At 44.6% G+C, this 13,799-nt stretch carries 15 protein-coding genes; 4 read left to right on the top strand and 11 right to left on the bottom strand.

Translation table 11 applies throughout. From position 1 onward, the window contains the following. Positions 1 to 34: 34 nt before the first annotated feature. The 5 genes from liaF to NSS67_RS07035 form a co-directional block, all read right to left on the bottom strand. Positions 35 to 682, bottom strand: a complete 648-nt coding sequence (gene liaF / locus NSS67_RS07055) for a cell wall-active antibiotics response protein LiaF (RefSeq protein WP_339318892.1) — start codon at positions 680 to 682, stop codon at positions 35 to 37. 258 nt (positions 683 to 940) lie between these two features. After that, the gene (locus tag NSS67_RS07050) at positions 941 to 1,645 is read right to left on the bottom strand and encodes a PspA/IM30 family protein (protein WP_339318891.1); all 705 of its coding nucleotides are present in this window, start codon (positions 1,643 to 1,645) and stop codon (positions 941 to 943) included. Between the two features lie 3 nt (positions 1,646 to 1,648). After that, on the bottom strand, positions 1,649 to 2,122 hold the full coding sequence (locus tag NSS67_RS07045) for a PspC domain-containing protein (RefSeq protein WP_339318890.1): 474 nt from the start codon (positions 2,120 to 2,122) through the stop codon (positions 1,649 to 1,651). Positions 2,123 to 2,126: 4 nt separating this feature from the next. Beyond that, positions 2,127 to 2,804, bottom strand: a complete 678-nt coding sequence (locus NSS67_RS07040) for a PspA/IM30 family protein (protein ID WP_339318889.1) — start codon at positions 2,802 to 2,804, stop codon at positions 2,127 to 2,129. Between the two features lie 44 nt (positions 2,805 to 2,848). Continuing rightward, the gene (locus NSS67_RS07035; protein ID WP_339318888.1) at positions 2,849 to 3,151 is read right to left on the bottom strand and encodes a hypothetical protein; all 303 of its coding nucleotides are present in this window, start codon (positions 3,149 to 3,151) and stop codon (positions 2,849 to 2,851) included. A 444-nt stretch (positions 3,152 to 3,595) separates the two neighbouring features. Between NSS67_RS07035 and NSS67_RS07030 the strand changes: the two genes are divergently transcribed. From NSS67_RS07030 to NSS67_RS07015, 4 genes are all read left to right on the top strand, one after another. After that, entirely contained in the window at positions 3,596 to 4,279 is a 684-nt protein-coding gene (locus tag NSS67_RS07030; protein ID WP_339318887.1) for a response regulator transcription factor, read from the top strand. 92 nt (positions 4,280 to 4,371) lie between these two features. Further along, positions 4,372 to 5,313: a HAMP domain-containing sensor histidine kinase gene (locus NSS67_RS07025; protein ID WP_339318886.1), complete on the top strand. Its 942-nt coding sequence runs from the start codon at positions 4,372 to 4,374 to the stop codon at positions 5,311 to 5,313. 102 nt (positions 5,314 to 5,415) lie between these two features. Further along, positions 5,416 to 6,114, top strand: a complete 699-nt coding sequence (locus NSS67_RS07020) for an ABC transporter ATP-binding protein (RefSeq protein ID WP_339318885.1) — start codon at positions 5,416 to 5,418, stop codon at positions 6,112 to 6,114. Beyond that, the gene (locus tag NSS67_RS07015; RefSeq protein WP_339318884.1) at positions 6,111 to 8,645 is read left to right on the top strand and encodes an FtsX-like permease family protein; all 2,535 of its coding nucleotides are present in this window, start codon (positions 6,111 to 6,113) and stop codon (positions 8,643 to 8,645) included. The genes NSS67_RS07020 and NSS67_RS07015 overlap by 4 nt, the downstream gene beginning before the upstream one ends. An 86-nt stretch (positions 8,646 to 8,731) precedes the next feature. Here the strand turns inward: NSS67_RS07015 and NSS67_RS07010 are convergent, their stop codons facing one another. The 6 genes from NSS67_RS07010 to NSS67_RS06985 all read right to left on the bottom strand — a co-directional run bounded on the left by NSS67_RS07010 (position 8,732) and on the right by NSS67_RS06985 (position 13,777). After that, entirely contained in the window at positions 8,732 to 9,559 is an 828-nt protein-coding gene (locus NSS67_RS07010) for a MetQ/NlpA family ABC transporter substrate-binding protein (RefSeq protein ID WP_339318883.1), read from the bottom strand. 65 nt (positions 9,560 to 9,624) lie between these two features. After that, positions 9,625 to 10,287 (bottom strand): methionine ABC transporter permease, encoded by a 663-nt coding sequence (locus NSS67_RS07005; protein ID WP_339318882.1) that lies wholly within the window; start codon positions 10,285 to 10,287, stop codon positions 9,625 to 9,627. Next, entirely contained in the window at positions 10,280 to 11,041 is a 762-nt protein-coding gene (locus tag NSS67_RS07000; protein WP_339320520.1) for an ATP-binding cassette domain-containing protein, read from the bottom strand. Before NSS67_RS07000 ends, NSS67_RS07005 begins: the two co-directional genes overlap by 8 nt. Further along, the gene (locus NSS67_RS06995) at positions 11,016 to 11,240 is read right to left on the bottom strand and encodes a hypothetical protein (protein ID WP_339318881.1); all 225 of its coding nucleotides are present in this window, start codon (positions 11,238 to 11,240) and stop codon (positions 11,016 to 11,018) included. Before NSS67_RS06995 ends, NSS67_RS07000 begins: the two co-directional genes overlap by 26 nt. A 179-nt stretch (positions 11,241 to 11,419) precedes the next feature. Further along, complete coding sequence (locus NSS67_RS06990; protein ID WP_339318880.1) at positions 11,420 to 12,817, bottom strand: ADP-ribosylglycohydrolase family protein; 1,398 nt, start codon at positions 12,815 to 12,817, stop codon at positions 11,420 to 11,422. 3 nt (positions 12,818 to 12,820) lie between these two features. Further along, positions 12,821 to 13,777, bottom strand: coding sequence for a nucleoside hydrolase (locus NSS67_RS06985; RefSeq protein WP_339318879.1), 957 nt, complete (start codon positions 13,775 to 13,777; stop codon positions 12,821 to 12,823). Positions 13,778 to 13,799 lie beyond the last annotated feature (22 nt).

The raw sequence follows: 13,799 nt of genomic DNA, 5'->3' as shown, positions 1-13,799 counted from the left end.
CCACACGGGGACCCTCCCTTCTGTATCAAACTAATCAGGATAATCGCACATCCAAATCTCCCATCAAATAAGAGACACTAAATTTCACCTTATGTTCACTGCTATCATAGTTAGGGGATTTCCAATTCAGACGATTTAGCATACCTGTATCGCGTTGGTTCCCAAATTCAATCGATCCAAACAGCACGAAGGCTTCGATTTCCACACCATAATCATCTGACAATTGAATGTCCATATCACCAAAGATCCCTTGGAACAGCATAACCGTTTCCTTTTGCTCCGCCATAGCCAGTGAAAGATCAAGATCAGCCTCACCAAGGATATGCCAAGAGCTAAGACTGTGCATCACCCAAGGTGAGCGATCCCAGTCAAATCTAGACGAAAAGTTCTGCTTCTGCATAAACCCTTCCTTGCGCTGAACTCTTTTAGATTTAGTAAAAAACATTCCCAGTGAGATCAAGCAAATCCCCAGCACAAGCACCAAATGATCCAGCAAAAGCAACACAGCGCCAATTCCGAGCAGCTTATAGCCCTGCTTCACCTTGCCGCTCGTCGTACGGTAGACCCCTAAGAGCAGGAATAGAAGCGCGACAATGGAGAAAAAGCCGAGCCATCTACCAAAAATCATCATGCAGCCAACACCAATCAGTCCGATGGCAATCAAACGGTTTCGTTTATCCATTTCGCACCTCCTACAAGTTTTGCGTAGCAAAACTATCTTCGTAAGCATAGACTAAAGTTTTGCGTAGCAAAACTTCTTTTATAATATCCGTGAATTAATCGTCACTCACCGCTAAAAGTTTAAGTTTTGCTTCGAAAAACTTTGCTCATAAATACATTATTACCAGCCGCTATAAAAGCCATATCGGTATGGAGATCCATACCGTATGGCTTCTTCTTGTCCAGCATATCATATCTGCTTAAGTTTTAGGAACAGGATTTATTCTTCTTTTTTGTTTAAAGAAGGAGCAGCAGGTGTATCATTCAGCTTGCTTCTCAGCGCAGCCAGTTGCTCATCCACTTTCAGTTGTTTCTCAGCATCGACTGGTTTAGCGTAAGCAGCGGATGGGCTGTAAGGTGCACGCATTACGTCTGCTTCAGCTTCAAGCTGCATAATTTTCTCTTCCATCCGGTGGAATCCGAGCGACGCACTGCCACTTTCGATGGAATGTACGCTGCTGATTTGCGTCATTTGCTTCTTCGCTTTAGCCATTTGAGCGCGGGATACGAGCTCGTTACGCTTGTTGCGCAGCTTGTAGAATTCATCCTTCATATCATGCAGCTGTCCAACCAATTCCTTCGCATGCACTTCGGCTTGAGCGTGAAGATCAGTGTATTCCGCTTGTTTTTGGTCGAAATAGATCTTTTCTTCCAACAGCTTGCGAGTCACTTCTTCTTGACCGTTTTTCAATGCCAATTCAGCTTGCGCTCCACGTTGTGCGGACATTTTCGCTGCTTCTTCTACACGTTGTTTCATGCGACGTTCGTTTGCCATTTGCTTGGCAACTGTAACTTCTGCTTCGTGAATTTCAGCCTCCATATCGCGCAGATACTGGTTAAGCATTACGATTGGGTCCTCTACCTTATCCAACAAGTCATTTACCGACGCCTTTGTCATATCTTTAATTCTTTGAAATACTCCCATGATTTACAATTCCCCTTTCTCATATTTAGACAGTTTTTGTTTGAGTTCTTCTACTTCTTTTTGCAAAGCCTTCTTCTCAATATCCTTCATCATCGCATCCAGACCGGAATCCGGAGCGGAATATGCATTGTTCTTCTCAAAATTCGGATTGTAATTTGGCTGGCGACCATATGGTCCATGTCCATGTCCACCAGTCGCATGCGGTCCGTGTCCATGTTCCGGTCTACCTGAGTAAGGACCATCAAATGGGCCACCCGGTGCCCCAGGGCCTGGTCCGAAAGGATTATAATGCGTAGGCTCCTTCGGAATGACCAGTGCAGCAATGAAGTACACAGGAATCACGGCACCTCCTGTAAAAGGAATGCTGACCAGCAACAGAATCCGGAATAGCGTGGAATCAATACCGAGTGTCTCAGATAATCCACCTGCAAGACCCGTCATCACTTTATCTCTAGTTGAACGATACAATCGACTCATAGCGCTACTCCTTTCCACCATTGTTCAGTTTCTCCTTTAGGCGAGCCATTTCTCTTTCGAGAACGGTTGCTACGGTTTCACCCGCTTGCACTGCATATTCCTGTCCCATGCGCCGTATATCACGGAGGCTCTTCGCTTCTAATTCCCAATCGTTCATCCGATCTTCCAGACGTCCGAACATTTTAGGAACATCGCCGCCATTACCATAAGTATTGGCTCTTTGATTCATGCGTTGCTGTAGTCTTAACGACTCCATTCGAGCTGCATAATACTGACGTTTGCTGTACACGTTCTGATACTCTAATTTCAGCTCATTCAGCTGAGCTTCAAGTTCAAACAAGGATTGCTTACTTTGTTCAAGTAGCCCGCTGTACTGCTCCAATTTTTCTTCGTGAATAATTTTTTCTTGTAAAGCCAGCTTCGCGAGATGATCTTCGCCCGCTTTTAGTGCGAGTAGTGCCTGTTCCTCACGTTTGTTTCTCATAGCAGTCGCTTGGTTCACTTGCTGCTGCAATTGCTTCGTGTGGGAAGCGTATTGCTGATACAGCCTTTCAGCTTCACTGATTTCCTCACGGGTTGAGTGTAGAAATTGATCAATTAGCTTCACAGGATCTTGGCTTTGCTCCAGACGTTCATTTAGATTTGCTACTGTAATATCCCTCATGCGACGAAAAACACTCATAATCTCCTGCTCCCTCCCTGCTTCTTGTTTAAGTACATTTCTTCTTAATAAGTACCATTTCTTCTACCCTTCAAGGCTGACACGCCCCATACGATCAACGCCACTCCCAGAAGGGGTCCGATGATCCAGGAAAGCTTCGCGATCAAGGTCATGACACCAATGAACATTAGTACCCAACCGATAATCTTGCGTCCACTCTTAATTCCGTAGTACCCGAGAACAACCAGCAATACTGGGAACAGTAGTCTGAAAATACCGTGAATCAGAGGAAGCGCTAAACCGAGCAACATTACTGCACCAATCGCAATCAGCACAACTGCTAATCCGTTTCCTTGTCTTCTTTGCATTATTTTCTCACCGCCTTTCGTTGTCCTTAACCTTATAGCCTTATTCTAGAGCAATTCGCAGACTTTCAAAACAGACCAACGACGGTTTTTGGTACTGGACCTTAGTCGAGGTACCTGTGCGACTACAGACCACTACAGGGCTAGCTGTAGGAGATATCCAACCTACACACCTATAAATGGGATACGAATTCATCGAAAATTGAACAAACTTCACCCTTTATGAGTAATGTCCGTTTTTATTTATAGTCCGACAGGACTGCCATTACAAGCAAGATATATTATTGTCTTATATAGAACAAATCTTTTAAACTGTAATGAAGTTGTCCTAACATTTTTAATCCCATGGCTGAGCAGCCACAGGAGTCACTGATTCTACATTGATGTTTGATTATAGTTACAACTTCGAAGTTTTAATAATCAAATAAGAAACAAAGGAGAATTACCGTGAACATACTAATCGTTGAAGACGACCGCAGCTTAAATAAAGGAATTGCCCTCACTCTTTCTCAAAACGATGTGGTGATCCACCAAGCTTACGATCTTGCTGCGGCTGAGCATATTGTTGAAGTTCACCCTATCGATCTCATCATTCTGGACATCAATCTGCCAGATGGCAATGGGCTGGATTATTGCGAGCAACTTCGCAAGACCTCACGCGTACCCATTATTTTTCTCACCGCCAATGATATGGAGTCCGACATTATTACCGGTTTTGCATTGGGGGGCGATGACTATATCACCAAACCGTTCAGCCTAATGGTACTTCGCGCCAGAGTAATGGCAGTGCTCAGAAGAACGGAATCGCAAGGGACTGGAAAAATAACATTGGGTCCGTTAGAACTCGATTTTGAGAAACTGGAGTACAGCAAAAATAAACAATCGCTCCAGCTGAGCAAAACTGAGCAAAAACTGCTGCGGCTGCTGGTGACGAATACGGGCAATATTTTGACCCGAGAACAGCTGATAGACAAGATCTGGAGCAAGGATGCCGAATTTGTGGATGAAAACGCATTGACAGTAGCCATCAAACGGCTGCGTGCTAAACTTGAGGATGACCCGGCAGCGCCCAAATATATCAAGACCATCTATGGACTTGGATACATGTGGACTGAAGGGCAAAAACCATGAAAACCAATTGCCCCCCTCCTAATTTCAAGCAAATTCATAGGCTCTTTTTACTGATCATCCTTATACTAGTGGCCTTTTTTATCGGCAGTATAATGTTTCTGTATGGGTTCGACCCCACTCTGCTCCAACTCACTACTCTATTCATCATCTGTCTATTAGCAACAGGAGCCGTATGGGTATGGTTATGGAACCGCCAGATCGCAAACTATATACAGACCTTGGATACAGCGATTGAGCGGGCTATACATGACCAGCCGCCACTCACTAACTATGAAGAAACCGCTCTGTCTTCGATGGAACATAAACTAAAGCGGTACATAGGGATGGCTAAGGCAAATGAACGAATTATTCAGACCGAGAAAAACAAGATAAAAGAGCTGATCTCGGATATCTCCCATCAAACCAAGACCCCTCTCTCTAATATCATGGTATTCAGTCAGTTGCTGGAGGAGATGCCCGAACTAAATGAGAATGTCCGGCACTACGTAAAACATATTCAAGCGCAGTCAGATAAGTTGGATTGGCTGATCCAGTCTCTAATCAAATTATCACGTTTGGAAACAGGAATGATCTCCCTACAGCAGATTGAAGCGAAACCGCTCATTCAGACTTTGACGAAGGCGTTATCCCAGGTGTATGCGCAAGCGGAAAACAAACAAATTACCATCAATATAGACTGCGGGACACACATCTTAGCCTGCCACGATGTCAAATGGACAAGTGAAGCTCTATTCAACCTGTTGGAGAATGCTGTGAAATATACGCCTCATAGTGGACAAATTTCCATCCTAGCTGAAACCAATGAGATGTTTACCTGTATTCAGCTTACCGATACTGGTCTTGGAATCCTCAGTGAAGAAATTCCCCACATCTTTAAGCGGTTCTACCGAGGAAAGCAAGCGCGTGAATTCGAGGGGGTCGGCATTGGGTTGTTTTTGACCAGAGAGATTATCATGGCACAAGGCGGCCATATCAACGTCAGTTCTGAAGCTGGAAAAGGTACAACTTTCTCTGTTTTCCTGCCCCAGCGCTAAAATAGAATGTGTCATTATGGTCAGAATTCAGACACTCTCCTGTCAGATTGATTTGCTACCCTTAAATTATGGACAAACAGATCTCATTGGAGGGAAAGAGTTATGCCGATTCTACAGACTGAAAATTTAAAAAAACACTATGGAAAGGTTGGCTCAAGCGTTAAGGCTTTGGATGGCATATCACTAGCAGTGGAAAAAGGGGAGTTTGTCGCCATCGTCGGTACTAGCGGCAGCGGTAAAAGCACTCTTCTTCATATGCTAGGCGGATTGGATCGAGCAACTGAGGGCAAGGTTTACGTGGATGGGAACGATATTTTTGCGATGAGTGACGAGAAGCTGACCATTTTTCGGCGCAGATCGGTGGGGTTTGTTTTTCAGAACTACAATTTGGTACCTATACTAAATGTGCGTGAGAATATTGTACTGCCTATTGAGCTAGACGGTGGCAAAATAGATGAGACTTATCTTGATCTGATCATCCGCACCTTGGGCTTGCAGGAAAAAGTGAATACTCTACCTTCTAATCTGTCTGGTGGACAGCAACAACGGGTGGCAATAGCCAGAGCATTGGCGACCAAGCCATCAATTATCTTGGCGGATGAGCCCACAGGTAATCTGGATAGTAAAACAAGCCAGGAAGTACTGATTCTGCTGAAGCAGATGAGTGAGAAATTCTTCCAGACCATCGTGATGATCACACACAATGAACAAATTGCTCAAACTGCTGACCGCATTATCCGTATTGAAGATGGCATCATTTTCACTGGTCAACCCCGTAACTCCGGAGTGAGCCAGCCATGATCAGTACTAATAACCACAAGACTATTGCTACTTTAGCCAAAAAAAGCCTCAAAGCCAACCGGGCTCGCAATTTCACTATCATCTGTGCCATCGTACTGACTACCGTTTTGATCACCGCCGTGTTTACCATGGCGCTCAGTATTAACAAATCAATGCAACACGCACAAATGCAGACTACTGGCAGTGATTATCATGGAAGCTTCAAATATCTGAATCCTGCTGAGTTGGAGAAGCTGAAGAATCACCCATCAATTAAAGAATATGGTGTTTTTCTTACGGTTGGCGATATAAGCACCAGTCTGTTCAAGAATAACCGGGTAGAGGTACTTCGAATTGACGAGAACTTTGCCAAACACGGATTTATCAACTTTATAGCTGGCGGACTGCCCTCCCAAGAGAATGAAATCGTCCTAAATACTTGGGAGCTTGACATGCTTGGAGCAAAGCATGAGTTAGGCCAGATTGTGGAGCTGGATATAGACACAGGTGAAAAAGTCATAAGCCAAGACTTTAAGATCTCCGGATATTATGAAGCCGATCAAAATTTAGCAATGTCAGGATTGGCTTTTGTATCAGAAGCTTTCACACAGAAGAATATTTCCCAAATTGATCCGGACCTCTCTGAAGCAACAGGTTCTTATGTGAACACCTCAGGTTTGGGGGTGATGTTTAATAATTCTTATAATATTGAACAGAAGTTACAAAAGATTTTGGCAGACACCGGCCTGGATGTGCCCTATGGTGTAAATCCCGCTTATACGAGTGTCTCGCTCTCTGAAAATCTAGTGAATATCATTCCTTATGCAGTTGTCATTCTTATCACCATGCTGAGCGGCTATTTACTAATCTACAATATCTTTTTTATTTCCGTCGTGCGGGATGTGAAATTTTATGGGCTGCTAAAGACCATCGGTACCACACCCCGACAACTGAAAAAGATCATCTCCATTCAGGCCCGCTCACTTTATCTCGTCGCGCTCCCCTTTGGATTAGGGTTGGGATATTTGCTAGGTCTGCTCATTCTCCCTATGACCTCCTCATTTTTAAACGGTTCTACTGATAATGTCTATTCTGCTAGCCCGTGGATATTTATTGGTGCAGCAGCATTCTCGTATATGACAGTATGGATTGCCGCAAGTAAGCCAGGCCGGATGGCCTCGCGAACCTCGCCGGTAGAGGCTGTAAAATTTGCAGGAGTCAGCAGCGGTGGAAAACGGAAAGCCAAAAAATCAAAACATGGCGCAAAACTTCACAACATGGCGTTCTCCAACCTGTTCAGAAGCAAAAAAAAGCTGATCTTGATGCTCTCTTCACTCTCCTTAGGTATCATCTTGTTCAGTACCATTTTCACAGTAATCTCCTCACTGGATGTCAATAAATATCTGCGTGCTTTTATCTCCGGTGATTTTGTGGTTCAGAATGAAGTGTTAGTCAGTATTACAGGGCCTCGAGACGGTGATCCTTATAAGCTTTCAGAGGAATTCGCGAACAATCTAAGTAAAATTGACGGTGTAGAAAGTGTTGATAAGGTTTACCACAGATATGTTCCAACTCCTGTCGATGATGCTGTCCGGGCTATTTTGGAGCCAATGGCAGCTACTGATCCACATCCTTATCTTCTCTCCACTTTAGATAAGGGGGGGATGATTAACATTAATCTATATGGATTAGATCCAGGCTGGTATGATCTTGTGAACAAAGATATTATCGAAGGTGAGTTTAATGGGCAGATGTTTTCTTCAGGAAAGTTTGCGCTCATTACCGAGGCCAGTTTAATAGGAGAAGATAGCTACCGCACCTATTATCATCCTGGAGATACAATCACTTTCGGGAATTCGGGGAAATCTTATGAAGTGATGGCGGTATTAAAATATGATGCGGTATATGCTGCAACTACTAAATCATTCTCCATGTTAGGCTATAATGCTTTCCTCCCTGCTTTGGAACTACAGAAGGAATTGCCTAAGGGTACAGATCCAGCCAATATCGTTACAGCCACACTACATGTCGATCCGACTAAGATGGATCAGGTAGAACAAGCGGCCAAAGCTCTAACAGATTCGACAAATGAATTAAACTTAAAATCCAGAGAGGATTACAAGGAAGAGCTTGGTGGATTTATTCGCATTTTTCAAACCATAGGTTATAGTCTTAGTTTAGTCATTGCTCTTATCGGTGTGTTGAATTATGTTAATACCGTTCTCACTGGAGTCATCTCTCGCAGAAATGAATTTGCCATGCTGGAGAGTATCGGCATGACCAAAAAGCAATTAAAACGTATGCTAATTTATGAAGGACTCTACAATGTGCTTTGTACTGTGCTCATAACGTCAACATTAGGTGTGCTGCTGACCTATAAGATTTCCAAAGGCATTACAGAAGTTATAGCCTTTACGGTATTCCGAATGAGCTGGTTGCCGTTTATCTTCACCGTTCCTGTTATGTTAATCATTGCTTTCGCAGTGACGCTAAGAGCATATAAAACAATCTCCCAAGCAACAATTGTGGAACGGTTAAGAGAAGCCGAATAATGTAAGACACATAAATACTCAATATACAAAAAGGGCAGGCCTGCGAATATCGCCGGGCTGCCCTTTTTTATAGATCCATATTTAGCTTATTTAAAAGCCGGCAACGCGATATCCGCATAATTATCTTCAAGGAATTTCTTCACTTCTGGACCGCTAATCCGTTTAGCTAGCTTCTGAATCGCATCAGAATCCTTGTTATCTTCGCGTGCAACCAAAGTGATCGTGAATTCAGAATCCTCGCCTTCTGTAATCAGCGCATCCTTCTTAGGTGTCAATCCAAGCGGGCTAGCATAAGCCGGAGTCATTGCCACTAGATCGCCATCATCCAGCATACGAGCCAGCATCAGCAAATCTACTTCCTCAAACTTAAACTTTTTTGGATTCTCAGTAATGTCTGCTTGTGTAGCTTGAATGCCTACGCCATCTTTCAGCTTAATCAAATCGGCTGCAGCGAACATTTGTAATGAACGACCGATATTAGAAGGATCATTAGCCATAACTAGCGTTGCACCTTCAGGAAGATCAGCTATATTCTTGTAGCGCTTGGAGTATCCACCGTAAATAGCGTCATAGACAGGCTGTACCTCCACCAAATTGGAGCCTTTACTTTCATTAAATTGCTTCATATAAGGAATGTGTTGGAAAAAGTTAGCGTCAACCTCTTTATTCGCCAAAGCCTCATTAGGCTGCACATTGTCAGACAGCACAACGATTTCAAGATCAATTCCATCTTCCTTTAGAAGTGGCTTCACAATGTCTAGAATTTCCGTCATTGGTGGAATCAAAGTAGCAATCTTTAATTTCGTTAGCTCATCGCTACCTTTTGCAGAATTGTTCTCGGCTGCTTTATTAGAGCCACAACCCGCTACGACCAATACCATTATCATAAGCACAACTATCATTGATTTTTTCATTACTTCAACTAACCCCCAGTTTATATATTCAACCATTTTGCATTTCAAATATTTGATGTACAGGATCAACGCTTGTCTAACAGCCGTGAGATCGTCCCTCCTGTAAATTGAACCAACTGAACGAATACAATCATCACAATAATCGCATACACCATCACTTCAGTCTCAAAACGCTGATAGCCATAACGGATGGCAAAATCGCCAACCCCGCCTCCTCCAACAACCCCCATCACGGTCGAGTAAGAGATAAAACTAATGGTGGAGGTAGTAAGTCCGAGCACTAGACCCGAACGAGCCTCTACATATAGGAATTTAAAGATCAACCCCAGTTTTGAGGCTCCCATAGACAACGCCGCTTCTATGACTCCTTTAGGAACCTCCAGCAAAGACTGCTCCACCAGACGAGAGTAATAAGCAATGGCAACAATAGATAAAGGGATCGTGGCTGCCATCGTTCCAATCGCTGTTCCTACAAGGAAGCGAGTGACCGGAATGAGTGCAACGACAAGCAGCAGGAATGGAAATGAACGGATAATATTTACGATACTGTTGAGCACCAGTGACAGCGTTCTATTTTCATAGAGCTGCCCTTTTCGGCAAAAAAACAACAACGTCCCGAGCGGGAGCCCCAGCAGCAGTGCAGCTCCGACAGATATGCCGACCATCACAAAGGTTTCCCCTATCGATTCCCACATCTGTGCCTGATATTGAAGTACACTATCAAACATGAGTATCCCCCGCTTTACCCAGAATTTGATCCCGGTACGAGCCAGTACGAACTGCAGCAGGTCGAAAATCACCGTCTTCGCGAGAGAATGAATCTACAATTCGACCGTTCTCCATCACGGATACATGAGTGCATATGCTTTTGACAACATCCATCTCATGCGTAACAATCACTACCGTAACCCCAAGGCTCCCATTAATATGCTTCAGGACGTCCAAAATATCAGCAGTTGTTCCTGGATCGAGAGAGGAGGTTGGCTCGTCACATAGCAATAGTCCTGGACTGTTCGAAAGCGCACGGGCGATCGCCACACGTTGCCGCTGTCCTCCACTTAGCTGTGCGGGATATTGCTCTGCCTTATCTGCCAATCCGACAAAATCGAGACATTCCTTCACCCGCTTCATCCGTTCACGCTTCGGCACCCCTGCCAATTCCAGAGGGATCGATATATTGCGGTTAACCGTGACGTTATTGACCAGATTAAACTGCTGAAAAATCATCCCGATCTTTTCCCTAGCTTTCCGTAGCTGTTTACTCGGCATTTCGGTTAAATGTTGCCCATCTACGATAACTGTCCCTTGATCCGGCTGTTCCAGCAGGTTAATCAGTCGCAGCAACGTGGATTTCCCTGCACCGCTTTCACCAATAATGCCGTGAATCGACCCTTTCTTCACTTCAAGCGATACATCATCAACCGCCTGATAAATACCGTCCTTCAGCTTGAATCCTTTACTCACCCGACTTAGCGACAGGATTAGAAGCTCCCCCTCTCTTTGCATTTATACTGAAACCTTCTAAGCCAAGGTTTGTACTATAATTATTTAAAAACTGTTTCACTAAAAATCTCTTTAAATAATAAGGCATTTTTTGTTCTGTGTCATCATTTTTCTTGAAATGATATATCAGGTAAAAATGGTTATAGCATAAAAATCCTATATACCGGGCTATTTTCACGTGTTAATCTCCCCAATAAATTACTGTACTTAATGCCTCTTCAAATCAGGATTCTCCTGTTACCTAACTCCTAAACCCCTGTTACACTTATTTAAAGAACTAGGTCGCCACACAAAAAAAAGAATGTCTAAGCTCGGTAGCTTAAGACATCCCTTTTAATTCGTTTCGTATTCTCTGTTTTAAGACCTTCCACCAAGCTCCCCACGAATCTTCAAAAACACCTGATAACTCCGCTCCGCACATTCCGAAATCGCTATCGGATGAAATCCCGGCAGATCCGCATATAGCGTATCATGGAGCGGTTCAATCCACGAAGCTGGCAACACACTTGCTCCAAGCTTAGCTCCCATAATAGAACCCACTGTAGCTCCATTACAGTCTGTATCCATTCCTCCATATACGGAAGTAACGACTGCTTTTTCGAAATCATCCCCGCCATAAATAAGCGAAGCAGCAACAAGAGCAGCATTATTATTGGTATGCACCGCATCATAGTGACTGAATGTATCCCAAATCTTACTTACTAACTCACGCTCACTTTTGGCCTTCTGCGCAATATCTATACCTCGTAGAACGTCACTTGCCAGACGACTAGTACGTGGAATCTCGCTAAGACCAATCTCAAGGATACGCTCGTTATCTTTTTCAGCAAAAGCCGCCGAAATCATTGCAGCATTAAACATCTCACCATAAATGCCGTTCTTCACATGTGAAAAAGAAGCATCGCGCCAGCCTAACTCCGCCGCAAGCTCAGGATAACCTGCCGCACCATAAGCCAGTCCATCTGCGCGTATAGCCGCACCGATCCATTCCCGGTACGGATTTAAGTGCATCCGCACTCTTTCCTGCCGCGCCAGCCAATCCGCAGGCTTCTCCCCATGCAGATGAGACGTCTCCTGCGCAAAATTCATATACGACTGTGTCTCCGCCGTACATACCTGAGCATATGTCAGATGTTTATGCCATAGCTTCCCGATATCCCAAGAATCCCAATCCAGCCCCTTCTGCTCCAGCAGCATAAGACCCAGAACCGTGTAACGAATATCATCATCGCTCTCCATAAACTTAATAGTCTCTTGGGTACTAGCATAAGTCCAATCGCTTAAGCCAAGGCCATATTCCGTCTCTGCCCGCGAATGCCCAGGGGTATAGCCAGTAATTGGCCATGCATCGGCACCACGGAACCACAGCTCAATATTCTCCCAGCCCGGACGTCCATCTTTACCGTAAAGATAGTCCCAATACTCCAGCGGTTTTCCGAGTGCGCAGCCGACGCTTCTACCTAGCCAAGCCCCATAGAACTTATCTCTCCACTCTGCTTCGCTCCATTCCGCATGCAGCTTGCGTGGACCCTCTGGACGTAGACGACGAATCTCCTCCAGTGAGGAGGGCTCTTCATAAGGAAAATCCTCGGCAATCGTGAGCTCCATCAGCTCATTATATACCTGCATCAGCTTGATCTCATCGTCACCTGCAGCAGCTAGTTTATCTGCGAAGCCATCGATCTGGCAGCCTTCTTCGCCACGTTGAACCAATTCAAACTGAACCGTCTCTTGAAGTCTCTCCCATCCTGCCATAGGCTACTTCCCTTCAGCCGCAAGCTGCAGCTCTTGATCAAGCTTTTCCAGGGAATCAAAGATCAGCTTCATAAATGCTTCTCGGTCTACTCCCACCAGGACTTCTACATTCGCTGGACGATCCGTCTTCTTTCGTTTGTCCGCAACCGTCATTCCCCGCGTCAGCTTGCCCTCCGTCTCCACCGTTACATATAGATGCTCGGATTCGAACAGTTCTGGGTGCAAGAGCCAAGCAACAGCGCATGGATCATGCAGTGCACTGCCGACATAGCCCATTTTCTTCCCGTAGATCGAATAGAAATCTAGCAGTTCTCCAACCATAGTCGACACAGGGCCTCGCTCTTTCAATGCTAGGATCTCATCTTCGAAAATGGCTGCCTTGTCTGTCACGTCCAAACCACTCATCGTGATCGGAATGCCCGATTCAAACACGATACGAGCGGCTTCAGGATCTACATAGATATTAAACTCCGCAGTAGAGGTTACATTTCCATAAGAAATGCCTCCGCCCATCAGCGAAATCTTTTCAATTCTTTCCTTAATCTCTGGATAAGCAGTGATTAGCAGAGCGATATTTGTTAAAGGAGCCATCGGCACGAGCGTAATCTTCTCCTCCGAAGAACGAATGATATTCAGCATAAATTCTACAGCGCCTTCTTCTACAGGCCGGAATTTACTTGCTGGAAGCAGCGGGCCGTCCATACCGGATTCTCCATGTGCTTCTTCCCCTGTAACTAGCTTGCCAAACAACGGGCCAGCAGCCCCTTTAGCTACAGGAATGTCAGCATTCACAAAGCTGATTACCTTAAGCGCATTATCCGTGATTTTATCTAGAATCTGGTTTCCGCCAACCGTTGTAATTCCGCGAAGGTCCAGCTTTTCTGAATTTGCTATTGCAAGCAGGATAGCGATTGCGTCATCATGCCCTGGATCGCAGTCAATAATAATAGGTGTTCGCATCGTAATTCACTCCTTAGTTGTA

The sequence above is a fragment of the Paenibacillus sp. FSL R10-2734 genome, assembly GCF_037963865.1.
GTDB lineage: Bacteria > Bacillota > Bacilli > Paenibacillales > Paenibacillaceae > Paenibacillus_AQ.
This window is presented reverse-complemented; position numbering and strand designations above follow the sequence as displayed.